18 protein-coding genes are annotated in these 23,465 nt (G+C 62.3%); 12 read left to right on the top strand and 6 right to left on the bottom strand.

The window, feature by feature from the left end; translation table 11 throughout:
• Window positions 1–52: 52 nt before the first annotated feature.
• The 5 genes from LPJGGPFB_RS15100 to LPJGGPFB_RS15080 all read left to right on the top strand — a co-directional run bounded on the left by LPJGGPFB_RS15100 (window position 53) and on the right by LPJGGPFB_RS15080 (window position 6,797).
• Window positions 53–1,417, top strand: a complete 1,365-nt coding sequence (locus tag LPJGGPFB_RS15100; protein WP_173420644.1) for a glutamine synthetase family protein — start codon at window positions 53–55, stop codon at window positions 1,415–1,417.
• Window positions 1,418–1,502: 85 nt separating this feature from the next.
• On the top strand, window positions 1,503–2,888 hold the full coding sequence (locus tag LPJGGPFB_RS15095) for an aldehyde dehydrogenase family protein (protein WP_173420643.1): 1,386 nt from the start codon (window positions 1,503–1,505) through the stop codon (window positions 2,886–2,888).
• A complete protein-coding gene (locus LPJGGPFB_RS15090) occupies window positions 2,885–4,030 on the top strand; it encodes an iron-containing alcohol dehydrogenase (RefSeq protein WP_173420642.1) in 1,146 nt (381 codons plus the stop codon). The genes LPJGGPFB_RS15095 and LPJGGPFB_RS15090 overlap by 4 nt, the downstream gene beginning before the upstream one ends.
• Window positions 4,031–4,266: 236 nt before the next feature.
• Window positions 4,267–4,986 (top strand): ParA family protein, encoded by a 720-nt coding sequence (locus LPJGGPFB_RS15085; protein ID WP_173420641.1) that lies wholly within the window; start codon window positions 4,267–4,269, stop codon window positions 4,984–4,986.
• Window positions 4,987–5,276: 290 nt separating this feature from the next.
• The gene (locus LPJGGPFB_RS15080) at window positions 5,277–6,797 is read left to right on the top strand and encodes a globin-coupled sensor protein (RefSeq protein ID WP_173420640.1); all 1,521 of its coding nucleotides are present in this window, start codon (window positions 5,277–5,279) and stop codon (window positions 6,795–6,797) included.
• A 469-nt stretch (window positions 6,798–7,266) separates the two neighbouring features.
• Here LPJGGPFB_RS15080 and LPJGGPFB_RS15075 read toward each other — a convergent pair whose 3' ends face one another.
• Complete coding sequence (locus LPJGGPFB_RS15075; RefSeq protein WP_173420639.1) at window positions 7,267–8,556, bottom strand: NAD(P)/FAD-dependent oxidoreductase; 1,290 nt, start codon at window positions 8,554–8,556, stop codon at window positions 7,267–7,269.
• Between the two features lie 802 nt (window positions 8,557–9,358).
• Entirely contained in the window at window positions 9,359–10,786 is a 1,428-nt protein-coding gene (locus LPJGGPFB_RS15070; protein ID WP_173420638.1) for a L,D-transpeptidase family protein, read from the bottom strand.
• Between the two features lie 168 nt (window positions 10,787–10,954).
• Here LPJGGPFB_RS15070 and LPJGGPFB_RS15065 point away from each other — a divergent pair, with 168 nt between their 5' ends.
• From LPJGGPFB_RS15065 to LPJGGPFB_RS15055, 3 genes are all read left to right on the top strand, one after another.
• Window positions 10,955–11,794 (top strand): DUF4432 family protein, encoded by an 840-nt coding sequence (locus LPJGGPFB_RS15065; protein WP_173420637.1) that lies wholly within the window; start codon window positions 10,955–10,957, stop codon window positions 11,792–11,794.
• Window positions 11,795–11,872: 78 nt separating this feature from the next.
• Window positions 11,873–12,211, top strand: coding sequence for a protein tyrosine phosphatase family protein (locus tag LPJGGPFB_RS15060; RefSeq protein ID WP_025427758.1), 339 nt, complete (start codon window positions 11,873–11,875; stop codon window positions 12,209–12,211).
• A gap of 106 nt (window positions 12,212–12,317) precedes the next feature.
• Window positions 12,318–12,671, top strand: a complete 354-nt coding sequence (locus LPJGGPFB_RS15055) for a cupin domain-containing protein (RefSeq protein ID WP_173420636.1) — start codon at window positions 12,318–12,320, stop codon at window positions 12,669–12,671.
• A gap of 85 nt (window positions 12,672–12,756) precedes the next feature.
• Here the strand turns inward: LPJGGPFB_RS15055 and LPJGGPFB_RS15050 are convergent, their stop codons facing one another.
• Genes LPJGGPFB_RS15050 through LPJGGPFB_RS15040 form a run of 3 tightly spaced genes read right to left on the bottom strand, consistent with a single transcriptional unit; the run spans window position 12,757 to window position 16,391 of the window.
• A complete protein-coding gene (locus LPJGGPFB_RS15050; protein WP_173420635.1) occupies window positions 12,757–14,403 on the bottom strand; it encodes a thiamine pyrophosphate-binding protein in 1,647 nt (548 codons plus the stop codon).
• A 44-nt stretch (window positions 14,404–14,447) separates the two neighbouring features.
• Window positions 14,448–15,401 (bottom strand): DMT family transporter, encoded by a 954-nt coding sequence (locus LPJGGPFB_RS15045; RefSeq protein WP_173420634.1) that lies wholly within the window; start codon window positions 15,399–15,401, stop codon window positions 14,448–14,450.
• Window positions 15,402–15,413: 12 nt separating this feature from the next.
• Window positions 15,414–16,391, bottom strand: coding sequence for an alpha/beta fold hydrolase (locus LPJGGPFB_RS15040; protein WP_173420633.1), 978 nt, complete (start codon window positions 16,389–16,391; stop codon window positions 15,414–15,416).
• A 216-nt stretch (window positions 16,392–16,607) separates the two neighbouring features.
• On the opposite strand from LPJGGPFB_RS15040, the gene LPJGGPFB_RS15035 reads away from it, so the two are divergent.
• Window positions 16,608–17,354: a ribonuclease T2 gene (locus tag LPJGGPFB_RS15035; protein ID WP_173420632.1), complete on the top strand. Its 747-nt coding sequence runs from the start codon at window positions 16,608–16,610 to the stop codon at window positions 17,352–17,354.
• A 117-nt stretch (window positions 17,355–17,471) separates the two neighbouring features.
• Window positions 17,472–19,121 (top strand): energy-dependent translational throttle protein EttA, encoded by a 1,650-nt coding sequence (ettA, locus tag LPJGGPFB_RS15030; protein ID WP_173420631.1) that lies wholly within the window; start codon window positions 17,472–17,474, stop codon window positions 19,119–19,121.
• Window positions 19,122–19,615: 494 nt separating this feature from the next.
• Here the strand turns inward: ettA and LPJGGPFB_RS15025 are convergent, their stop codons facing one another.
• On the bottom strand, window positions 19,616–20,548 hold the full coding sequence (locus tag LPJGGPFB_RS15025) for a ribose-phosphate pyrophosphokinase (protein WP_210264398.1): 933 nt from the start codon (window positions 20,546–20,548) through the stop codon (window positions 19,616–19,618).
• 555 nt (window positions 20,549–21,103) lie between these two features.
• Here LPJGGPFB_RS15025 and LPJGGPFB_RS15020 point away from each other — a divergent pair.
• On the top strand, window positions 21,104–22,123 hold the full coding sequence (locus tag LPJGGPFB_RS15020) for an ArsR/SmtB family transcription factor (RefSeq protein ID WP_173420630.1): 1,020 nt from the start codon (window positions 21,104–21,106) through the stop codon (window positions 22,121–22,123).
• 2 nt (window positions 22,124–22,125) lie between these two features.
• Entirely contained in the window at window positions 22,126–23,067 is a 942-nt protein-coding gene (metF, locus tag LPJGGPFB_RS15015) for a methylenetetrahydrofolate reductase [NAD(P)H] (protein WP_173420629.1), read from the top strand.
• Window positions 23,068–23,465 lie beyond the last annotated feature (398 nt).

Below are 23,465 nucleotides of genomic sequence, written 5' to 3'. Positions count from 1 at the left end.
TCTTTTTGCGGCCACGGGAACGGCCGCTTGCCGAAACATGGGATGAATTTTGATGAGCTATTCGTTCGAGCAATTGAAAGAGGATGTTGCCGCGGGCCGCATCGATACGGTTCTCGCCTGCCAGGTCGACATGCAGGGCCGGCTGATGGGCAAGCGCTTCCACGCGCAATATTTCGTCGACAGCGCCTGGCAGGAAACGCATAGCTGCAACTACCTGCTGGCAACCGACATGGAGATGGAAACCGTCTCCGGCTACAAGGCGACGAGCTGGGAAAAAGGCTACGGCGACTATACGATGAAGCCGGACCTTTCGACGCTGCGCCGTATTCCGTGGCTCGAGGGCACCGCGCTTGTGCTGTGCGACATGCTGGACCATCACACCCACGCCGAAGTGCCGCATTCGCCGCGCGCCATCCTGAAGAAGCAGATCGCCCGGCTGGAGGCCATGGGTCTCAAGGCCTTCATGGCGAGCGAGCTCGAATTCTTCCTGTTCGACCAGACCTATGACGATGCGCGCCAGTCCGGCTACCGCGACCTGCAGCTCGTCAGCGGTTACAACGAGGACTACCACATCTTCCAGACCACCAAGGAAGAAGACGTGATGCGGGCGATCCGCAACGGCCTACAGGGCGCCGACATTCCGGTCGAGAACTCCAAGGGCGAGGCGTCTGCCGGCCAGGAAGAAATCAATGTGCGCTACGCCGACGCGCTGACGATGGCCGACCGGCATGCGATCATCAAGAACGGCTGCAAGGAAATCGCCTGGTCGCGTGGCAAGGCGATTACCTTCCTTGCCAAGTGGAACTATCAGGCCGCTGGCTCGTCGTCGCATATCCACCAGTCGCTGTGGAGCGCCGACGGCAAGACGCCGAAATTCTTCGACAAGGACGGCAAATACGGCATGTCGGAGCAGATGCGCCAGTACGTCGCCGGCCTCTTGAGCCACGCCAGCGAGATCACCTATTTCCTCGCGCCCTACATCAACTCCTACAAGCGCTTCATGGCCGGTACGTTTGCGCCGACGAAAGCGGTGTGGAGCAAGGACAACCGGACGGCCGGCTATCGCCTGTGCGGCGAGGACACCAAGGGGATCCGCATCGAGTGCCGCGTTGGCGGCTCCGACCTCAATCCCTATCTCGCTTTCGCCGCTTTGCTCGCCGCCGGCATTTCCGGTATCGAAGGCAAGATGGAACTGGAAGCGCCCTTTGTCGGCGATGCCTATGGCGGCAAGAACGTGCGCGAGATCCCGCGTACCTTGCGGGCCGCGACAGAAGCGCTGACCGGCTCCAAGATGCTGCGTGCCGCCTTCGGCGACGAGGTCATCGACCACTATGTCCGCGCTGCCGAGTGGGAGCAGGAAGAATACGATCGCCGCGTCACCGATTGGGAGGTCGCACGCGGCTTCGAGCGGGCCTGACAGGGCCGGAATTTCAAGTTTCAGTGGCCGGCCCGCTACCGGGGCCGGCCACGCCGTCATTCGAAATGGAAGCAGGAAGACGATCATGAGCATGATCAAGTGTATTTCTCCGGTGAACGGGGAAGTTTATGCCGAACGCCCGGCGTTGCCGCTGGAGCTTGCCAAGCAGGCCGTCGCCCACGCCCGCCAGGCGCAAAAGGCCTGGGCCCGCCGTCCGCTGGACGAGCGCGTCAACCTGGTGCTGGCCGGCGTCGCCCGTCTCAACGAGATGGTCGACGAGGTCGTGCCGGAGCTTGCCTGGCAGATGGGCCGGCCGGTGCGCTACGGCGGCGAGTTCAAGGGCTTCAACGAGCGCTCGAACTACGTCGCCTCGATTGCCGCCGATGCGCTGCAGCCGATCCTCGTCGAGGACAGCGACCGCTTCGGCCGCCGTATCGAACGCGAGCCGCATGGTGTGGTCTTCGTCATCGCGCCGTGGAACTATCCTTACATGACCGCGATCAACACGGTCGCGCCGGCGCTGATGGCCGGCAACACCGTCATCATCAAGCATGCCAGCCAGACGATCCTCGTCGGTGAGCGCATGGTGCGCGCCTTCGTCGAGGCCGGCGTTCCGGCCGATGTGTTCCAGAACGTCTTCCTCGACCACGAGACGACGGCAGCACTGATTGCGGCGAAAAGCTTCGACTTCATCAACTTCACCGGTTCGGTCGAAGGCGGCCGGTCGATCGAGCGCGCGGCTGCCGGCACATTCACCGGCCTTGGCCTGGAACTCGGCGGCAAGGATCCGGGCTACGTCATGGAAGACGCTGATCTCGATGCGGCGGTCGACACCTTGATGGATGGCGCCACCTTCAATTCCGGCCAGTGCTGCTGCGGCATCGAGCGCATCTATGTGCATGAATCGCTCTATGACGCTTTCGTCGAGAAGTCGGTCGCCTGGGTGTCGAACTACAAGCTCGGCAATCCACTCGATCCGGAAACGACGCTGGGGCCGATGGCGCACAAGCGCTTTGCCGCAACCGTTCGCGAGCAGATCGCCGACGCGATCTCGAAGGGCGCCAAGGCGCTGGTCGACCCGAAGCTGTTCCCGCAGGACGATGGCGGCGCCTATCTCGCGCCGCAGGTGCTGGTCGACGTCGATCACTCCATGGCCTTCATGCGCGAAGAAACCTTCGGCCCGGCCGTCGGCATCATGAAAGTGAAGAGCGACAGCCAGGCGATCGAGCTGATGAACGATTGCCAGTACGGGCTGACGGTGTCGCTGTGGACCAAGGATGCGGACCGCGCCTCGCGCATCGGCCGCGACCTTGAAACCGGCACCGTGTTCATGAACCGCGCCGACTATCTCGATCCGGCGCTTTGCTGGACCGGCGTCAAGGAAACCGGCCGCGGCGGCTCGCTTTCGGTCATCGGCTTCCAGAACCTTACCCGTCCGAAATCCTACCATCTGAAGAAAGTCACAGCATGACGATCACCGCGAACTGGAGCTATCCGACCGCCATCAGGTTTGGCGCCGGCCGGATCAAGGAGCTTGCCGACCATTGCAAGGCGGCCGGCATGAAGAAGCCGCTCTTGATCACCGACCGTGGCCTGGCGCCGATGGCGATCACGCAGAATGCGCTCGATATCCTCGAGGCCAACGGCCTTGGCCGGGCGATCTTCGCCGATGTCGATCCGAACCCGAATGACATCAACCTGGCCGCCGGCGTCAAGGCGTTCAAGGACGGCGGCCATGACGGCGTCGTTGCCTTCGGCGGCGGCTCCGGCCTCGACCTCGGCAAGTGCGTGGCCTTCATGGCCGGGCAGACGCGGCCCGTCTGGGACTTCGAGGATGTCGGCGACTGGTGGACGCGGGCGAGCGTCGAGGGTATTGCGCCGATCGTCGCCGTGCCGACGACGGCCGGCACCGGCTCAGAGGTCGGACGCGCCAGCGTCATCACCAATTCCGCAAGCCATGTGAAGAAGGTGATCTTCCATCCGAAGTTCCTGCCTGCCGTTACCATCTGCGACCCGGAACTGACGGTCGGGATGCCGAAGGTCATCACCGCCGGCACCGGCATGGACGCCTTTGCCCATTGCCTGGAAGCCTATTCCTCGCCGTTCTATCATCCGATGTCGGCAGGTATCGCGCTCGAAGGCATGCGGCTGGTCAAGGAATACCTGCCCCGCGCCTACAAGGACGGCACCGATATCGAAGCCCGCGCCAACTTGATGAGTGCGGCCGCCATGGGCGCCGTCGCCTTCCAGAAGGGGCTCGGTGCCATCCACTCGCTCTCGCATCCGGTCGGCGCGATCTACAACACCCATCATGGCATGACCAATGCCGTGGTGATGCCGCCGGTGCTGCGCTTCAACCGCTCGGCGATCGAGGACAAGATCGTGCGCGCGGCCGCCTATCTCGGCATCTCCGGCGGCTTCGACGGCTTCTACGACTATGTCTTGAAGCTGCGCGAAGAACTCGGCGTTCCCGACAAGCTCGCAGCACTTGGTGTCGGCACCGACCGCATCGATGAGATGTCGGAAATGGCGATCGTCGATCCGACCGCCGGCGGCAACCCGGTCGAGCTGACGCTCGATGCGGCCAAGAAGCTGTTCAGGGAATGCATCTGAGGCGGGGCGCATTGCCCAAAAGCCTCTGAGCGTTAATTTTCTTGAAGCCCGGGAAACCACCAGTTTTCCGGGCTTTTTTGCGTCCTGCCTGCGGATTGGGCAGGATGGTGTTAATCTTCGCCAGCGAAAATTTCCAATTCGTTAACCATGTTCTGAAAGGTTCTATTAAGCGGCACTGCTCGCTCGACGCTTCGGTCGGGCAGGGCGCGGGAACACAGGATAGAATGAGGAATAAGATGGCGGTCATCACTTTCGCCAATGCAAAGGGCGGCGCGGGCAAGACGACGGCGGCGCTGATCCTGTCGACGGAACTGGCAAGGCAGGGACACCGCGTTGTGGTTCTTGACGCCGATCCGCAGCGTTGGATCACCAGTTGGGCGGAAGTCTCCGGCCAGATCGCCAATCTCTCGGTCATCTCCCACATCACCCCGGCATCGCTGGAATGTCATATCCGGGAAATGAAGGACGAGGCCGATTACATCATCATCGACCTCGCCGGCGCCAAGGACCAGATCGTCGCGCTGGCGCTGGCCCTTTCCGACCAGGTGCTGATCCCGGTTCAGGGCTGTGCCATGGACGCGCGCGGTGCCGTGCAGATCCTCGAACTTATCCGCCAGATCGAGGAGAGGGCCCGGGTTCGCATCAACCATTCGGTCGTGCTCACCCGCGTCAATTCGCTGGTGACGACGCGGGCGCTGCAGACCATCAAGACGCTGCTTGCCTCGCGCGGTGTCTCGGTGCTCGACACGCCGATCGTCGAACGTGTTGCCTATCGCGAAATCTTCGACTGCGGCGGAACGTTGCAGTCGATGGACGAGGCCCGCGTCAGCAACCTCGACAAGGCGCGCGAAAATGCATTGGCGCTTGCTAAGGAAGTGCAGGCCCTGACGCCGATCAAGGCGCGGCGCTCCTGGGCTTCGCGTGCGCCATCCTGGGCTTCGCGGCGCGCCGCCTGATCAGGGGCTCAGGCCCCGACGCCACATGCTTTGAAGAATTTGAACAACCGGAATTGATGTTCGTCAATTCCGGTTGAAGTGCGTGGCGGGTACTCGAAATGGCTGTTTCCCGTAAGGCTTCCTTTACCATGGGCTTATACGAGTGCTGATGGAAAGTGACTGCAGCTCATGGCTTTTGCCTGGGTGCAGATAGCCGCCATGATTGCGGCAAGGATTGTGGATCTGACCTCGTTCGCCCGGTCTCCCGTCCAGCTTCCATGATCCAGAAAGAGCATGCAGGGAAGTCGCGCATGAAAACGGAACACGTCGCTGCCGGCAAGGAAGATATTGCCGGTCGTCTCAATTTCATGGCGCTTGATGATGCTGCCAAGGCGAGCCTGAAGGCCCTGAAGCCGATCCTTGAAAAGGAGATGGCGCCGGCGCTCGACAAATTTTACGCCCGGGTCAAGAAGACGCCGGAGACCAACCGCTTCTTCTCGTCGGATGCGCATATCAACCGCGCCAAGGGGGCGCAGGTCGGCCATTGGGCGAACATCGCCGACGGCAATTTCAACGACGAATACGGTGCGAAGGTCCGCACCATCGGCCAGGTGCATGCCCGCATCGGGCTTGAGCCGCGCTGGTACATCGGCGGCTACGCGCTGATCGCCGAGCACCTCATCACCGAAATCGTCAAGGCGCATTGGCCGAAAGGCGGCCTGTTCTCCAACCAGAAGACCTCGGCCGAAGACATGAGCGCGATGCTGTCGAGCCTCGTCAAGGGCATGTTCCTCGACATGGACCTGTCGATCTCGGTCTATATGGACGCCTCCGACGTCACCAAGCAGCGTGCCGTGCAGGAAGAGGTGCTCGCGACCGAACGCAAACTCGTCAGCCAGACCTTCGGTGTCGCGCTGAAGAAGATCTCCGACGGCGACCTGACGGCGCGTATCGCCGCTGACCTTCCCGTGGCTTACGAAGAGCTGGGCGAAAACTTCAACCATGCGATCAGCGAGCTTGCCCGCGCGATCGGCGGCATCGAGGCCGGCGCCAGCCAGATCCATCTGAGCGCTAAGGAGATCGCGGCGGCTGCCGACGATCTCGCCAAGCGCACCGAGCGCCAGGCGGCCAACCTCGAAGAGACGGCAGCTGCCGTCGAGCAGGTGACGCGCACTGTCAAGCAGACCGCCGAGGGTGCCGACCAGGCGAATTCGACGGTCATTGCCGCCCGCGCCAATGCCGAGCAGAGCGGCGAGATCGTCACCCACGCGATCGAGGTGATGCAGGAAATCCAGACGTCGTCGGCAAGCATTGCCCGCATCGTCGACGTCATCGACGAGATAGCCTTCCAGACCAATCTACTGGCGCTGAACGCCGGCATCGAGGCGGCGCGCGCCGGCGAGGCGGGCAGGGGCTTTGCCGTTGTCGCCTCCGAAGTGCGCGCACTCGCCCAGCGCTGCGCCGATGCGGCCAAGGACATCCAGGGCCTGATCGCCAAGTCGCGCGGTCAGGTTGACGATGGCGTCAACTCGGTCAACCAGGTTGCCCAGTCGCTGCAGCAGATCGTCTCGCAAGTGGTCGAAGTCAGCTCCGTCTTCGGCAACATCCGCGCCAGCACCGCCGAGCAGGCGCAAGGTCTGCAGGCGGTCAACACGGCGATCGGCCAGATGGACCAGATCACCCAGCAGAACGCCGCCATGGTCGAAGAGGCCAATGCCGCAAGCCAGGCACTGACGGTGGAATCAGAGCAGATCGCGCTGAAGCTGAAGGCGTTCCAGACATCCACCCAGGTTCACGTCGGCACTGCATCTGGCTATCGCCGCGCGGCCTGAGCCGGACAGCAAAGTATGAAGCATTGACGCCTCGAACCATCCCGGTCCGGGGCGTTTTTTTGTGGCGTCTTGTTGTCTGCGCAGTTGGACTGTCGGTGAAGCGCACGGTCTGTTCCGACTTCACCCACGCGTTGTCGGCATGATTTGGTCTCGCAGTTGCTACGTCGGGCTTGGCCATTGGCACGGGGCCGTGAGGCCCAAGCTTTCAAAGTGTCATCCTCGGACTTGACCCGAGGATCCAGCTCTGTGGTCCTCGACAGATCTGCGAGCTCCGCGCGGGGCCTGTGGATCCTCGGTTCATCAAGAACAGATGATTGTTCGCGTGGCGCGACATGGATCCTCGGGGCAGGCTCGAGGAAAACGGGGAGAGTGGGTACCACCAGCGGCTCGATGCGTGCCTGCATGGAGCATGTTCAGCAGATCAGCTCTCTATCTCGGCGACGCGGTCGCGCCGACCTACTGAGATCGTTCAAAACCGGTGGTCGACCAGGTGCTTCGCCTGCGCGCCGGCATGGTAGAAGGCGGATTTGACGGTGCGCCAGCTGTCGGGGGTAACAGGCGTTTCGGCAAGGGGGATTGCCGAGGTCTGGCCGGTGACGTGGTTGGCGAGCGCCTTGCCGAAGACGGTGCCCGGCGCGATGCCGCGGCCGTTGTAGCCGCTGACGGAAAAGACGTTTGGCGCCAGCGTATGCATGGCCGGCAGGTTGTTGGTCGTCATGCCGATGCGGCCGTCCCACCAGTATTCGAAGCGGAAATCGCCGATATAGGGGAAGAGCTTGCGCACGGAGCGGGCGGCGAAGGCGCGGTGCGTGCCTTCGGCGATCGCATCGAGCCGGCCGATCGAGCCGAAGATCAGGCGGTTCTGCTGGTCCATGCGGAACGAGGTCATGACGAGACCGGTGTCCCAGGTGCCCTGGCGCTCCGGCAGGATGCGATTTGCAACCTTTTCCGGCAGCGGATTGGTGGCGAACTGGAAGTAGGGCAGGATCGTCAGTTCCTGCGTGTGCTGCTGCCAGGGCGCCTCGGCGAACATGCCGCCATAGGCATTGGTGGCGAGGATCACCTGCTTGGCCTTGACGGTATTGTCACCCGCCTTCAGCACCCAGGTCTCGCCCTGCCGCTCGGCGCCTCTAAGCGGCGTGTCGGTGTAGATCTCGGCGCCGGCGGCAAGCGCTGCGCGCGCAAGGCCGCGGGCATAGGCAAGCGGCTGGATCGTGCCGGCGCGGCGATCGAGCAGCGCGCCTGAGAAGCCTTTGGCACCGGAGAGCGTTGCCGCCCGCTCGGCCGAGAGAACCTCGACCGGCGCGCCGCGCTTCTTCCACTGGGCCTCGCGGTCGCTGATATCCTTCAGGCCCTCGGCGCCGACGGCCATGTGCAGGGTGCCGTTGCGAACGGCTTCGCAGGCGATGCCGTGCTTCTCGACGAGGGCATAGACCATGGCAGGGCCGTCGCCGAGTTCGCCGAGCAGGCGGTTGCCAGCGTCGGCACCGAGCGTCGCGATCAGGTCGTCGGGCTTCACCCACATGCCGGCATTGACGAGGCCGACATTGCGGCCGGAGCCGCCGAAGCCGATCATCTTCGCCTCGATGACGGTCGCCTTCACGCCTTTTTCGGCAAGGTGAAGGGCTGCCGAAAGACCGGTGAAGCCGCCGCCGATGATGGCGACGTCCGTTGTCAGGTCGCGGCCAAGCGGCCGGGTCTCCGGCGCTGCAGGCGCCGTCGCATGCCAGAGGTTGGGCAGGGTGCGCTCGGTCGCCATAGCGGACATTCCTTCGGTAAGGTCTGAAATTTAGAGGTGGCTAAGTGATAGGACCAATGCCTTCAAATTTCTCATGACAATGTTTCATGAGGTCATGATGGCTTCTATCAGGTCGTGACGACCGGGCGCCTTGCAGCATGGTGCAGGGTGCTCCTGCAAAAAAAATGACCGCAGCCGGTTCGTGGGCGGCCGCGGTCTGGGTCGTGTCGGTGGAGTAGTCGGGTGTAAATGTCTTTGCCGGGACGGTGGTCCGCCGCACCGGCCCTATGGGTTCCGATGAAAATAGCCTGACCAAGAAGTCCCTGGGCAGACAGGGCCATTTTCAACGCAGGCATGTCGGAGTCACTCCCCCAATTGGGTGACGCAGGGCACAAAAAGCTGCGATTTCAAGGGATTCGCGAGGGATTCTGGGGCGTTGGAGATATCCGTGCCGAGGCATCGACTGAGGCGCCGTTGCGCATGTGACGACATAAGGGCTTGGGACGGTGTCACTCTGTGTCGTCGGCCGATCGCAATGAAGGCTTAGGAAGAGCTGCTTAGGAAGAGCTTAAGGCACCACATTTCTTTGCTTGTCACAGAGGTCCCCAGCAGTTCCGCAGGAACTGCGGGACCATCCCAGGTCTTCGGCATGAAAGGTCTTTCGACCTGACGGACGTCAGGTCGCTGGATTCCGGCACGAGGCCGGAATGAGGGAGGCGGGGATGCCTTTTGAGCAAGACGCGCTCTAGACGCTTCTCGTGGTCTGACGCCTGCGCAAGGCTCAAGCTCACGACAGGCCCCAAGATCGCTCAGATATGACGTCTCAATCGACGAATTCGACCGTGACGCCGACGCTGACCATCTTGGCGAGTTCGGTCGCGTCCCAATTGGTCAGGCGCACGCAGCCGTGGCTCTGGGTCTTGCCGATCTTCGAAGGTTCCGGCGTGCCGTGAATGCCGTAGGTTGGCCTCGATAGCGCGATCCAGACCGTGCCGACCGGGCCGTTCGGCCCCGGCTGCAGCGTCAGGATCTTGTCGTTGTCGCCCTGCTTGAAGTTGATCTTCGGGTTGTAGGTGTAGCCGGGATTGAGCGCGATGCGCTCGACATTGACGGTGCCTGATGGTGACGGCGTGTCGGACGAGCCGATCGTTGCCGGGTAGGCGGCGACCAGCTTGTCGGCGGCGTCATAGGCCAGAACCTGCTTGCGGGCCTTGTCGGCGACAATGCGCGCGACCTTTTCCTTGCGGTTTTCGCCGGGGTTGATGACCTTGATGATCGTGCCGGGAATGGTGAAGTCGACGCCCGGGTTGAGCTCGCGCAGATAGGTCTCGTCCATGTGGAACTTCTCGCCGAGCATTTCCGTCGTCGAGGTGAAGGACATGTGCGGCAACATCGCCTTGTGGGCGTAGTCGTCGGGGATCGAGGCGACGTATGGGCCGGAGGCGTCGGCGGCCGTGATGGTGTAGCTGGTGATCGGCAGGCCGCCGTTCATGCGCAGCCGCTCGAGGATGTCCTCGGTATTGTTCGGGTCGAGCGTTTCGCCGGTCGATTGCTGAAAGGCCTCGATCGCCTTGGTGACGTTCGAGCCCATCTTGCCGTCGATGACGCCGGGCGAAAAACCTTCGCGGTCGAGGAACACCTGCAGCGCGGTGATTTCGGCGCGCGACTTGGACTTGACCGAGATGGCCGGCGGCATCGACTGCCTCATCGGCTGGTCGTATTGCGGGTCGATCGCCGCCTGTTCGTCGCCATCGATCAAGCCGGGCAGGCTGTTAGGCAGTTCGTTGCGCTCGACGGAAGGCGGCACCACGTCGCGATAGGCCGGGTCGCGGTAATCGGGAATGGACCCGGTGACATCGCCGGGCTCGGAATAGCCGTAACCGCGATCGCGGGTGCGACGGTTGGAATAGACATCTGCTTCCTGCTGGCGCCGATAGGCACCATACCCTTCTGATGGCACGACGGTCGCGACCACGTTGCCCCAGTTGTCGACCAGCACGGTGCGGCCGCGACGGTCGCGCATGGTGCGCACCTCGTCGGACCCCGGCATGTAGTCGAGGATTTCGCCTTCCGGCGTCACCAGCATCACGTCGCCATTGCCACGCCGATTGCGGCCGTAGCCTTCCTGAGCAAAGGCGGATGCAAGATCCACGGCGAGGAAGCTGGCTGCGGCGAGGAGCGAGAGGCCGGTGCGGGTCGCTGACGTCACGATAAAACCTGTTCTCATGGTGGTTGATGTGGCGCGGTACATTCCGATTTCGACGTTAATGTGAAAAAAATGAATTCATCATGAATAAGCGGTTAAATTCTATCTAGGCGCAGCCATACCAGCTTTCAACCGATGAAAAACAGGCCCCATCGGCTATCATGTCTTTGTGATCGCTGTGATTCCCGTGGGTTGGAGGTGGAGGGCCGGTGCATGCGAACGAGATTTGATGCACCTGACGACGCACAGGAGAATCACATCCTGTTCGACCGGTCGTCGGCGCTCGACATCGCCGCTTTCGTCGTCGATGGCGTCGACCTTTCACCGGGGGCGGCGATCCCGTCCGATGGCGACCCGCGCATCGACAGGGCGCTTTCCGGCTTTCTCTTCACTTGCGGACCGGAGCACATCCGCCATCCCGAGCCGATTGCCGCTGGCGCAGACGGCGCGCGTTACCCGCTTCACGGTTCACTTGCCGGCACGCCGGTCAAGCACACGCACATGTCTGCGGACAGCACCCTTTGCATCGCGACGGTCGAGATAAACCTTGCCGATGGTGGGCATGCGCTGCTGGAGCGGCGCTGGCATGTGGACGCCGACCGGCACGAAGTGATGCTGGAAGACAGGCTTACCAACACTGGCGCCCGCGCCTTTCCACCGATGATGATGTACCACCTCAATATTGCCGGCAGGCTGGTCAGAGACGATACCCGGATCATCAGCCCGTCCTTTGCCGAGCGGGAGCGCGGCTGGCGCTTCGGCGAGGGGGAAAGTGCGCATTTCTGCATTCCGGCAGAGGTGGAGGCGGATGGTTGGTCGGATGTGACGCTTGCCCCGCTTGCCGGCGGTAAGCGGCTGACAGTGCGCTTTCGCGCCGACACGCTGCCTTTTTTGCAGATGTGGCGCTGCCAGCGCGGGGTAGCCGACGTCATCAGCATCGAGCCTGCGTCGCATCGGCTGGCCAAGCGGCCGGAGCTCGGCGCTGCCGGTGAGCTGAAACTGCTCGAACCCGGCCAAACGCAGACCTATGCGGTTGCTTTCGGCGTTGCCTGACCCAAGCGTTTGGAATTGACGCCGGCGGGCACCGGGCCTACATCAGTCGCCTCAGGTTTTTTCAAGGGTAAAGCTGCCATGGACATCCGCCCGATCAACGATGAATACTCGGTTTCCGGCCAGATCACGGTCGAGGACCTCGACCAGATCAAGGCGCTTGGCTTCAAGTCCATCGTCTGCCACCGCCCCGATTTCGAGGCGCCGGACCAGCCGACCTTCGATTCCATCGCAGCGCGCGCGCAGGAACTGGGCATCGAAACCATGCATATCCCCGTCGGCCCGATGGGCGTGACGGCGGACGCAGTTCAAAAGATGGTCGACGCGCTCGACGAATTCCAGCGGCCGATGCTCGGCTATTGCCGCTCTGGCGCCCGCTCGACGGCGGTCTTCCAGCAGACACAGCATATTCGCGGCTGAGCCGGCTCTCTGCAGCAGAGGGGCGCATAGCGCCCCATGACGCCTTGCGTCTTCGGGGTTGCCGGCTCGTCCGCGGTTCGAACAATCGAACGGCGGAGGAGCCGGTATGGCGGCAGTACATCTGATTGACCGCGAGCAGTGGGCTGAAAAACCCGATGTCTGGCAGGGCGAATTCCAGGGCGGCGCCTATGGCGCCGACGTCTCGGTGGTGTTCTTTACCACCGACAAGATCGGTGGCGGCCCGAAGCTGCACCGCCATCCCTATGCCGAGACGTTCATCATTCGCACCGGACGTGCGCTGTTTACCGTCGGCGATCGCAAGGTCGAGGCCGAAGCCGGCCAGATCGTCGTGGCGCCGGCCAACGTGGCGCACAAATTCGAGAACCTCGGACCCGGGCGACTGGAGACAACCGACCTGCACGTGGCCGGCGCGTTTGCGACCGAGTGGCTGGAGGAGTAGGAAGCTGGATTCCTGTGACAAGCACAGGAATCCAGCCACAGCGTGTCTGCGCCGTGATTGAACCTTCCTGGAGAGAAGAACCCGCTTAGCCGTTCCTGATCTCGCTCAGCGTGCGCGTCGGCGTAATCGCTTCCGGATCGAGCTTGATCTCGATGATCGCCGGCTTGCCGCTGGCGCGGGCGCGCAGGAACGCATCGGCGAACTCTTCCGTCTTTTCAACTGTCTCGCCGTGGCCGCCATAAGCGCGGGCAAGGGCGGCAAAATCAGGATTGGTCAGGTCCGTGGCGCTGACGCGGCCGGGGTAGTCGCGCTCCTGGTGCATGCGGATCGTGCCGTAGATGCCGTTGTTGACGACGACGGTGATGATCGGCAGGCGGTAGCGCACCGCTGTCGCGAACTCCTGGCCGTGCATCAGGAAGCAGCCGTCGCCGGCAAAGCAGATGACTTCGCGCTCCGGATGCAGGTGCTTGGCGGCAACCGCTGCCGGAAGGCCGTAGCCCATCGAGCCCGACGCTGGCGCTGCCTGCGTCGCATACCGGCGGAAGCGGTGGAAGCGATGCACCCAGGTGGCGTAGTTGCCGGCGCCGTTGGTAAAGATCGTGTCCTCAGGCGTGTTCGCCTCGATCCAGTTCATGATCGGGCCCATCTGCACGTCGCCGGGGCCGGTTTCCGGCGGTGTCGACCACTTGAGATAGCCTTCGTGCATCGCCCTTGTGCGCGCCGACCAGACCGGTTCGGCTGCCGGCGCAAGGCCTTCGAGGGCGGAAACGAAATCGCGCGGGCTGGCGGCGATCGGCAGTTCCGGTCGGTAGACGCGGCCGAGTTCGGCGGCATCCGGATGCACATGAACCAGCGTCTGTCGCGGGTACGGGCTATCCATCAGCGTGTAGCCGGACGAGGGCATTTCGGAGAAGCGCCCGCCGACGAGAAGCACGAGATCGGCTTCCTTGATTTCCTTCGCCAGCGCCGGGTTGATGCCGATGCCGACATCGCCGGCGTAATTCGGATGCAGATGGTCGAACAGCATCTGGCGGCGGAAGGAGCAGCCGACCGGCAGGCTCCAGCGCTCGGCGAAGCGTTGGAATTCGGCGACGCTCGCCGCCGTCCAGCGCGTGCCTCCAAGGATGGCGATCGGGCGCTTGGCGCCTTCGAGGAGCGCGCCAAGCGTCTTGATCTGGGAGGGGCCAGGATGGCCCTCGACCGGCTGGTAGGCCTTTGCCGCCGGCGCATCGGCGCTGCGGGTCAGCATGTCCTCAGGCAGCGTCAGCACGACGGGGCCCGGCCGGCCGGAGGTTGCGACCGCAAAGGCGCGGGTGACGAATTCCGGGATGCGGGCGGGATCATCGATCTCGCCGACCCATTTGGCGACTTCTGTGAAGGCGCGGCGATACTCGATCTCCTGGAAGGCTTCGCGCTCGCGCGCCTCGCTCTGCACCTGGCCGATGAACAGGATCATCGGGATGGAGTCCTGCTTGGCGACATGCAGGCCGGCGGACGCATTGGTGGCGCCGGGGCCGCGCGTGACCATGCAGATGCCGGGCTCGCCTGAGAGGCGGCCCCAGGCATCGGCCATCATCGCAGCGCCTCCCTCCTGGCGGCAGACGACGACATCGATGTCGGTGTCATAGAGCGCATCCAGCACCGCCAGATAGCTTTCGCCGGGTACGCAGGCGATACGCTTGACGCCGTTGGCGACGAGTGCGTCGACGACGAGCTGACCTCCAGTTTTCATGTTTTCCTCCCGATAGTCATTCTTTTGTTTTCAGATTGCTTATTTCAGATTGCCGGCGAAACCGGAGCGATGCTCGCAGTCTTGTCGATCCGGCGCTCCCGCCAGATGATGTAGAGACCGGAGCCGATGATGATGGAAATGCCCAGCCATTTCAGCGCGTCGGGCAGGTCGCCGAAGACGAGCCAGCCGAAGATCGTCGCCGAGACGATTTCAAGATATTGCAGTGGCGCCAGCACGGAAGCAGGGGCCGAGCGATAGGCATAGACGCCGAGCACGCCCGAGATGGTGGCGGTGACGCCGACGCCGAGCAGGTAGTACCAGGCATTGCCCTCGGGCCAGACCGGATCGAGAACAGCGGATCCGGTGCCTTCGCCCAGCCACAGCAGAACGAGGCAGAAAAGTCCGCCCCAGATGCCGGCATGGAACTGCATCGACCACGGGTCTTCGTTCTGCGCCACCATGCGCGTCACCAGCAGGAACACGGCAAGGCCGAAGGCGGCGACGATCGGCAGCAGCGCGATCAGCCCCACTTCCTGCATGCTCGGCTGGATGACGAGCAGCGCGCCGAGGAAACCGACGGCGCAGGCGGTGTAGCGCCGCCAGCCGATGGTTTCCTTCAGGAAGATGCTGCCGAGGATGGTGAGGATGATCGGCTCGACGAAGAAGATGGCGATGGCATCGGCCACCTCCATCACCTTCAGCGTGGTGATGAAGGAGAGCATTGTGACAACAAGCAGGCCGCCGCGCAGCGCATGCAGACCCGTCTTGCGCCAGGTGAGGTCGAACAGGCTGCCGCGCACGAGCACGATCGGCAGGATGAAAACGACCTGCAGGATGAAGCGCACGGCGGTGATCTGTGCCGACGGCACGGTGGAAATCGCCAGCTTTGCGAAGATGTCGATCAGTGGCGACAGGAGTACCGAAAGGACCATCAGCGTCAGCCCGAAGGAGATGCGGTCGTTGGCATTGGCGGTCTTGGGGAGGGACATGTCTGCCATGGTGATTTCGGGTCAGGACCTCTTGCCGACGGCGACCTTGTCGGCCACAGCCTTGGCGGCGGACCTGTCGACGGCGGATTGGCACCAGGCCGCAAAATCCGCGGTCGCCTTCTCGCGGCCGATCTCGTTTAGCGTCTCGTGGCGCATGCCCTCGTGAATGGTCACCGACACATTCGTCATGCCGCGCGCCTGCATGCGCTCGCCGAGCCAGCGAATGGCGCCGCCATTTTCCGTCGAGGGGTCGGCGCTGCCGCCGACGAGATGGACGGGCAGGTTGGCCGGCAGGCGCGCCAGGCGGTCTGCTCGGGCGCCGGCAAAGGCGAGCCGCATCAGGTCCAGCCACAGCGATACTGTCGCGTCGAAGCCGCAAAGCGGGTCGGCGATATATTTCGCCACTTCCGCCTCGTCGCGCGACAGCCAGTCGGAATCGGTCTTGCGATCCTTGATCGCCTGACCCCAGGCGCCGAAGGTGAGCTTGGAGAGTAGCGGGCTCGGCACATCCGAACCCTTGAGCGCCTTTTCGATCTTCAGGATCAATTGGCCGCCGCGCCCGGCAATGCCCGGACGGAAATTCGAGTTCCAGACAGCAAGCGCGTCATAGAGATCAGGATCGGTCTCGGCAGCGTTGAGCGCAATCAGCCCGCCCATGGAATGGCCGAAGAGAATGACCGGCAGGCCCGGATGGGCGGCAGTCGCAAGGGCGCGCATCGCCTTGATGTCGGCAAACACCTTGTCGAGGCCATTCCGGTTCGAGAACATCGCAAGCGGCGCATCCGGCGCGCGGGTCGCGCCGTGGCCGCGATGGTCATGGGCGTAGACGTGGAAGCCGTGGGCGGCCATCACTTCCGCGAAACGGGCGTAGCGGCCGGAATGTTCGGCAAGCCCGTGGCTGACAAGAACAATGCCGCGCGCGTCGATCGTTGCCGGAAAGTGGCGCCAGCTCAAGGTAGCGCCTGTCGGGCTTTGATGCGTCCTCACCTGCCCGAACATGCCTTCTCCCGGACCAATCGTCAGCTTTGTCGATATCAAATCGATTTGCATGGGAAAGGCAATCGCTGCTTGGTGATCTCTACGCATGAGGTCACAAGCGATTTCCCGGACCTGTAATTACCAGTTGCAATTTTCCCGTTTTGAGCGATATTTGTTCCCGTTTTGTTTTATTGGGAGAGTGTCATGGCATGTTGGAGTAAAGCGATATCAAGTCCAATGACAATTGTTGCGATGGCGCTGGCGATGCTGCTTGCCCCGTCGTCCTTTGCCTTGGCGCAGGAGAAGGTCAACGCTGGAGCGGATAGTGGCTCGTCCCGAACGGACTACGTGCTCGCCGTCAGCTGGCAGCCGGGCTTCTGCGAGACGCGGCCTGAGCGCAAGGAATGCGCCAGCCAGACGGCGGAACGGTTCGATGCCACCAACCTGTCGCTGCATGGGCTTTGGCCGTTGCGCAAGAGCTATTGCGGCGTGGCGGCCGAGATGCGCAGCCAGGACCGCAAGGGTGATTGGCTCGATCTGCCGAAGCTTGCCATGGCTGATGATACCGCTGCGCGGCTGCTGATCGCGATGCCCGGTGTCCAATCCGGGCTCGACCGTCATCAATGGTTGCGCAGCGGAACCTGCCAGGGGGGTACGGTCGACGACTATTTTGCCGCGCAGCTTCGCATGCTCGAGGAGCTCAACCGGTCGGCCGTGGGCGCGCTCTTCAGAGGACGCATCGGCTCAGAGCTCGACGAGACGGCGATCAAGCAGGCGTTCGACCAGAGCTTTGGCCAAGGTGCCGGCGATCGGGTGCGTATGCGCTGCCAGACCGTCGCGGGGCGCAGCGTCATCACCGGCCTGACGATCGGGCTGACTGGAGACATCTCGGGCAAATCCGCCCTCACGCCGCTGATCCAGGCGGCGGGGCCGACGGAGTTCAAATGCGCCAAGGGCTTTGCCGACGCGGCTGGCCGAGGATAGCGGCTGACAAGCCTCACTGGCATGGGATAGGCAGGGGCAAGCGCCTTTGGCGATTGCCCCTTTGCACTAATTCGCCTACATAGCGGGCAAATTTCCTTCCATGCGGAGCTTTCCTTTATGGCACGTCAGTTCATCTATCATATGGCCGGGCTCAATAAGTCCTACGGCGCTAAGAAGGTCCTGGAGAACGTTCATCTGTCGTTCTACCCGGACGCGAAGATCGGTATCCTCGGCCCGAACGGTGCCGGTAAGTCGACCGTGCTGCGCATCATGGCCGGCCTCGACAAGGAATACACCGGCGAGGCCTGGATCGCCGAAGGCGCGACCATCGGCTACCTGCCGCAGGAGCCGCAGCTCGACCCGACCAAGACCGTGCTCGAAAACGCCATGGAAGGCGTCGCCGCCAAGACCGCGATCGTCGAGCGCTACAACGAGCTGATGATGAACTATTCCGACGAGACGGCGGAAGAGGGCGCAAAGCTTCAGGACATCATCGACAGCCAGAACCTCTGGGATCTGGAAAGCCAGGTCGAAATGGCGATGGAAGCGCTGCGCTGCCCGCCTGGTGATGCCGATGTCACCAGCCTTTCGGGCGGTGAAAAGCGCCGTATCGCACTCTGCAAGCTGCTTCTGTCGCAGCCCGACCTGCTGCTGCTCGACGAACCGACCAACCACCTCGACGCCGAGACGATCGCCTGGCTCGAAAAGCACCTGCGCGAATATCCCGGCGCCGTGCTGATGATCACCCACGACCGTTACTTCCTCGACAACGTCACCGGCTGGATCCTCGAGCTCGACCGCGGCCGCAGCATTCCCTACGAAGGCAACTATTCGGCCTACCTGATCGCCAAGGCCAAACGCATGCAGCAGGAAGGCCGCGAAGAAGCGTCCCGCCAGAAGGCGATCGCCCGCGAACAGGAATGGATCGCCTCCAGCCCGAAGGCCCGCCAGGCCAAGTCGAAGGCGCGTATCCGCTCCTATGACGAACTGGTCAACGCGGCGGAAAACCAGCGTCCTGGAGATGCGCAGATCATCATCCCGGTCGGCGAGCGTCTCGGTCAGGTGGTCATCGAAATGGACGGCGTCACCAAGGGCTACGGCGACCGCCTCCTGATCGACGGTCTGTCGCTGAAGTTGCCGCCGGGCGGCATCGTCGGCATCATCGGTCCGAACGGCGCCGGTAAGACGACGCTGTTCCGCATGATCACCGGTCAGGAACAGCCGGACAGCGGCTCGATCCGTATCGGCGACACGGTGCATCTGGGCTATGTCGACCAGAGCCGCGACGCCCTCGACGGCAACAAGACCGTCTGGGAAGAAATTTCCGGCGGCGCCGAAGTCATCAAGCTCGGCAAATACGAAATGAACTCGCGCGCCTATTGCTCGACATTCAACTTCAAGGGCGGCGACCAGCAGCAGAAGGTCGGCAATCTCTCGGGTGGTCAGCGTAACCGCGTTCACCTCGCCAAGATGCTGAAGAACGGCGGCAACGTGCTGCTGCTCGACGAACCGACCAACGACCTCGACACCGAGACGCTGGCGGCACTTGAAATCGCGCTCGAAAACTTTGCCGGTTGCGCTGTTATCATCAGCCACGACCGCATGTTCCTCGACCGCCTGGCGACCCATATCCTCGCTTTTGAAGGCGATAGCCAGGTCGAATGGTTCGAAGGTAACTTCGAAGACTACGAGAAGGACAAGATCCGCCGCCTCGGCCCGGATTCGGTCAACCCGAAGCGCGTCACCTACAAGCGCCTGACGCGCTGACAATCCTGTGCGTCGCGTGAGCCCGGCCTCGCGCGACGCACCCATCTTCTGCAGCATGGGTAGGCGGCAACCGTCTGCGACGTTGGGGCGCTGTGCGTCCAGAAGAACGCACCAAGGCTGCACCAGCACTCTGATTCGAGAGCATGTATGCGCCTTCAGAGATTCCGCTTGAAAGCGGGATGCTCAAGGGAGGCATGACGGTGGGTGTCGCGCCACGCGTCGACTTAGAGCGTTTCATCTTTAAACGGAAGCGATTCTGTTGGCTCAAAACGGCCGTTCCACACGAAGGATGGCGCAGAGCGATGCGGACCCATCGGTCAAGCCATCCGACACAGTGGACGGCCGTTTTCAGCCAACCCGAAGGGCCGGATGAATTTCGGCCATTACCGGCGGCGTCCGTCTCGACCGCAGCTTCTGCTGCGCTCTTCGCCAGCCGACTTGGTTCTGGCCGAAATTCCTTCCGGCAGAATGCTTCCGTTTAATGATGAAGCGCTCTAGCTGAAAAGACTTGAAACGCTTTGTTCTCTCGCCGTCCGGGCCAGGGCCTCGCCTAACAAAGGTGCGATAGTGATGCGTCTTATATTGGGGGTCTGACGTTGAGCTTCGGTTTCGCGAATGGAATCGGTCACCACCAGTTCCTTGAGGCTGCTGGTACCGATGCGTTCGCAGGCACCCTCGGAAAGAACGCCATGGGTGATATAGGCCGAAACCTCCTTGGCACCGGATTTCAACAACGCTTCCGCCGCGTTGATCAACGTTCCGCCACTATCGACGATGTCGTCGATCAGAAGGCAGCTTTTGCCTGAGACATCGCCGATGATGTTCATGACTTCCGATACTCCTACGCGGGGTCGCCGTTTGTCGACGATCGCGAGATCGGTGCCGATGCGCTTGGCGATGGCGCGAGCGCGCGCCACGCCGCCGACGTCGGGCGAAACGACCATTAAATTCTTGGCGTCGTAGTGCTCCTGAATGTCGCGGGTCATCACGGGCGCTGAATAAAGATTATCAGTCGGAATATCGAAAAAGCCCTGAATCTGGTCCGTATGGAGATCGACTGTTATGACGCGATGGACACCTGTGCCCGCGATCATGTTGGCTACCAACTTCGCCGAGATCGGCGTGCGGCCAACGGCGCGGCGATCCTGACGGGCATAGCCGAAGTACGGGATTACGGCGGTGATCCGGCGAACTGACGAGCGTCGCAGCGTATCGGCCAGGATCAGCAGCTCCATGAGATGGCCGTCGGCCGGGGTGCTTGTCGACTGGAGAATATAGACGTCCTCACCGCGCACATTCTCATGAAGCTGAACGTGGACTTCTTGGTCGGCGAAGCGCTTGACCGTGCAATCTGTCAGGGGAAGATCCAAGTGGTTGGCAACAGCTTCGGCAAGGGCGCGGTTGGAGTTGCCGGTCACCAGCTTCATGAGCGCGATCCTGTTTCGAGGAGCCTTCGGGAGCAGAAGTTTGCGTCTTCGGCACCTTTAGAGTCTTGCGTGTGGAATCACAACCAAGCGCCTTGCATTTCTTGCGAGATGATCGGTTTGGCTTGACTTAACTACGGGCTTGTCCCGATTGCCGCTTGCGGACCACGACCCTGCTTACGCCGTCGTGTCGAGATCAACCGAATGCAATCCGACGGCGGAGAGCGCGAAAAGCGGTTGACCTCCTGCTGCGATTGGCGAGGCGCCGCGCCCGGCAGGTGCACACAGTCGCGCTGCAACGTGTTGACGTGACGCCCGTTTTCCTTCAACGGCATTCGCTTCAAGGCAACAGGGAACAAGGGACGCCTCGGGCTGCATTGCAACCCGTGCGCAAGGCGGCGACGTCTGGGCGCCGCGGGCAGGTAAGCTTCGCCCGCCTGACGGAACGGTGGAAAGTCCTGTTCCTTGAGCGGCATAGTTTGCTCTGTCCGCGCAAATCCGCTTGCGCTACATCCGTAAATCACATAAACATATCTTTATGTGTTGATGGGGATTGGTATGGCGGATCAGAGAGAATTAAGTCTCGACGCGCTGGTGGATGTGCTGAAGGCTGCGGGTGAGCCGACCCGCATGCGCCTGCTCGCGCTGCTTGGCGCGGGGGATCTCACCGTCACCGATCTTACCGAAATTCTCGGACAATCGCAGCCCCGCATTTCGAGGCACCTGAAGTTGCTGGCCGAAGTCGAGCTCGTCGACCGCTACCAGGAAGGCGCATGGGCCTATTTCCGCCTTCGCCAGGAGGGTGCACGTGTGTCGCTGGTGCGCGCGATGCTTGCGTCTGCCACATCGGACGACGCGGTTCTGTCGCGCGATGCCTCAAGGCTCGTCACCTTGAAGAAGGCGCGGGCCGAAAAGGCCCAGGCCTATTTCAGCCGCAACGCGGCCGGTTGGGACGAGCTTCGACGGCTGCATGTCAGCGAGCGGGACGTGGAGACGGCGTTGCGCGACATGGTTGGCGACGAGCCGGTCGATAGCCTGTTGGACCTGGGCACCGGAACGGGACGTATTCTACAGCTGTTCGAAGGCCTCTACCGACGCGGCATCGGCATCGATGCCAGCCGCGACATGCTGGCCGTTGCCCGCTCAAATCTGGACCGTGCCGGCATCACCAAGGCGTCGATCCGCCACGGTGACATCTTCAACCTGCCGCTCGACGGCCAGGTGTTCGATCTCGTCACCATTCATCAGGTGCTGCATTTCCTCGATCAGCCGGAAGCCGCGATCGCCGAAGCCGCCCGCATGCTGACACCCGGCGGACGGCTGGTGATCATCGATTTTGCCCCGCACGGGCTGGAACACTTGCGCGACGAACATGCCCATGCGCGGCTCGGCTTCTCGCATCAGGCCATGACCGATTGGCTGGCCAAGGCCGGGCTCCAACTGGAAAAGACGACCGATCTGTCGCCGGAAGGCACGGACGGAGGAAAATTGACGGTGACAATCTGGCTGGCGCGCGATCAGCGCGCCGTCGAGGAGAGCGAAGCGCCACATCAGCGCATGCAAGCAGGGGGACTTTGAGAATGACGGCACAGACGCTTTATCCTGCCGAGCGCGGCAATCTGCGGCTTTCCTTCGAATACTTCCCCCCTAAAACCGATGAGATGGAAGCGCAACTCTTCCAGACGGCCGAAGATCTCTCTGTCTTTTGTCCGGCCTTCGTGACCGTCACCTATGGTGCGGGCGGTTCGACCAAGACGCGGTCGCTGACGACAGTCAAGCGGATGATCGAGGAGAAGGGCTTTGCCAACACGGCAGCGCACCTGACCTGCGTCGGCGCGCCCAAGTCGGAGGTGGACACGGTTATCGACGAGTTTCTCTCGTTCGGCGTTCGTCACTTCGTGGCGCTGCGCGGCGATCCGCAGGGCGGAATCGGCAGCACCTACCAGCCCTTTCCGGGTGGTTATGAGAGCAGTTCCGATCTCGTGCGGGCGCTCCGCGATCGCGGCGATGTCGAGATCTCGGTATCGTCTTATCCGGAAAAGCACCCGGAAAGCCCTGACGTCGATGCCGACATCGACATGCTGAAGCGCAAGGTGGATGCCGGTGCGACCCGGGCGCTCACCCAGTTCTTCTTCGACAACGACGATTTCGAACGCTACCTCGAGCGCGTGCGCCGGGCCGGCATCGATATCCCGATCGTCCCGGGCATCCTGCCGATCAACAACTTGGGCCAGGTGCAGAAGTTTGCCGGCCTTTGCGGCGCCAGCGTGCCGGAGGTGATCGTCACCCGTCTTGCGCATCTGGAAGACCAGCCGACCGAGCGCTTCAAGGAGGCGACCCATATCGCCGCCGAGCAGATCGTCGATCTTGCCCGTCGTGGCGTCAGGGACTTCCATCTCTATACCATGAACCGTTCGCCGCTGATCACGGCCGTCTTAGACCTCGTCGGGTTCGAGCGCGCGGACGAGACGGCGCAAAGCGAGCATGTTGCGCTGAAGGCGGTTGCCGGCGCGGCGGCGTAAAGCCCCGCGATTTCGCCCGCAAATGTGGAAAGGGTCGATTTCCTCGGGTCAGCACGGATGTCCCGGCGGAAAGCCGACCTTGAAAAAGCGAAAGCGCATGAAGGTGTCCTTCATGCGCTTTCTTTTTTCCTGCAGCGTCGAGGCAGATTGCTGTGTTGGCCTACCTCAAAAATCTCTGCTGCAAATTGAATTCCCGGAAAATTAAAGTCCCTATTTCGGTTTGGACTCTCAGCGGCCTGACTTCAGATGAAGAGCATTGTGGCCACGAATACGAACGCTGCACTAATCATGAGGACATTCAACGAATGTGTAAGTCCCATCGAAGACCCTCCTTGCGCTGACCGTTAAAACATAGGGCGAATTAACGGCGCTTAAAAGGGAAACTTGTGCTGCAGTGC

The sequence above is a fragment of the Ensifer adhaerens genome, from assembly GCF_013283195.1.
Lineage (GTDB): Bacteria > Pseudomonadota > Alphaproteobacteria > Rhizobiales > Rhizobiaceae > Ensifer > Ensifer adhaerens_G.
This window is presented reverse-complemented; position numbering and strand designations above follow the sequence as displayed.

Bases quoted from the DNA above. Each gene is read 5' to 3' on its own strand.
- LPJGGPFB_RS15100 (WP_173420644.1), top strand. From the start codon at position 53: ATGAGCTATTCGTTCGAGCAATTGAAAGAGGATGTTGCCGCGGGCCGC.
- LPJGGPFB_RS15095 (WP_173420643.1), top strand. From the start codon at position 1,503: ATGAGCATGATCAAGTGTATTTCTCCGGTGAACGGGGAAGTTTATGCC.
- LPJGGPFB_RS15090 (WP_173420642.1), top strand. From the start codon at position 2,885: ATGACGATCACCGCGAACTGGAGCTATCCGACCGCCATCAGGTTTGGC.
- LPJGGPFB_RS15085 (WP_173420641.1), top strand. From the start codon at position 4,267: ATGGCGGTCATCACTTTCGCCAATGCAAAGGGCGGCGCGGGCAAGACG.
- LPJGGPFB_RS15080 (WP_173420640.1), top strand. From the start codon at position 5,277: ATGAAAACGGAACACGTCGCTGCCGGCAAGGAAGATATTGCCGGTCGT.
- LPJGGPFB_RS15075 (WP_173420639.1), bottom strand. From the start codon at position 8,556: ATGGCGACCGAGCGCACCCTGCCCAACCTCTGGCATGCGACGGCGCCT.
- LPJGGPFB_RS15070 (WP_173420638.1), bottom strand. From the start codon at position 10,786: ATGTACCGCGCCACATCAACCACCATGAGAACAGGTTTTATCGTGACG.
- LPJGGPFB_RS15065 (WP_173420637.1), top strand. From the start codon at position 10,955: ATGCGAACGAGATTTGATGCACCTGACGACGCACAGGAGAATCACATC.
- LPJGGPFB_RS15060 (WP_025427758.1), top strand. From the start codon at position 11,873: ATGGACATCCGCCCGATCAACGATGAATACTCGGTTTCCGGCCAGATC.
- LPJGGPFB_RS15055 (WP_173420636.1), top strand. From the start codon at position 12,318: ATGGCGGCAGTACATCTGATTGACCGCGAGCAGTGGGCTGAAAAACCC.
- LPJGGPFB_RS15050 (WP_173420635.1), bottom strand. From the start codon at position 14,403: ATGAAAACTGGAGGTCAGCTCGTCGTCGACGCACTCGTCGCCAACGGC.
- LPJGGPFB_RS15045 (WP_173420634.1), bottom strand. From the start codon at position 15,401: ATGGCAGACATGTCCCTCCCCAAGACCGCCAATGCCAACGACCGCATC.
- LPJGGPFB_RS15040 (WP_173420633.1), bottom strand. From the start codon at position 16,391: ATGTTCGGGCAGGTGAGGACGCATCAAAGCCCGACAGGCGCTACCTTG.
- LPJGGPFB_RS15035 (WP_173420632.1), top strand. From the start codon at position 16,608: ATGACAATTGTTGCGATGGCGCTGGCGATGCTGCTTGCCCCGTCGTCC.
- ettA (WP_173420631.1), top strand. From the start codon at position 17,472: ATGGCACGTCAGTTCATCTATCATATGGCCGGGCTCAATAAGTCCTAC.
- LPJGGPFB_RS15025 (WP_210264398.1), bottom strand. From the start codon at position 20,548: ATGAAGCTGGTGACCGGCAACTCCAACCGCGCCCTTGCCGAAGCTGTT.
- LPJGGPFB_RS15020 (WP_173420630.1), top strand. From the start codon at position 21,104: ATGGCGGATCAGAGAGAATTAAGTCTCGACGCGCTGGTGGATGTGCTG.
- metF (WP_173420629.1), top strand. From the start codon at position 22,126: ATGACGGCACAGACGCTTTATCCTGCCGAGCGCGGCAATCTGCGGCTT.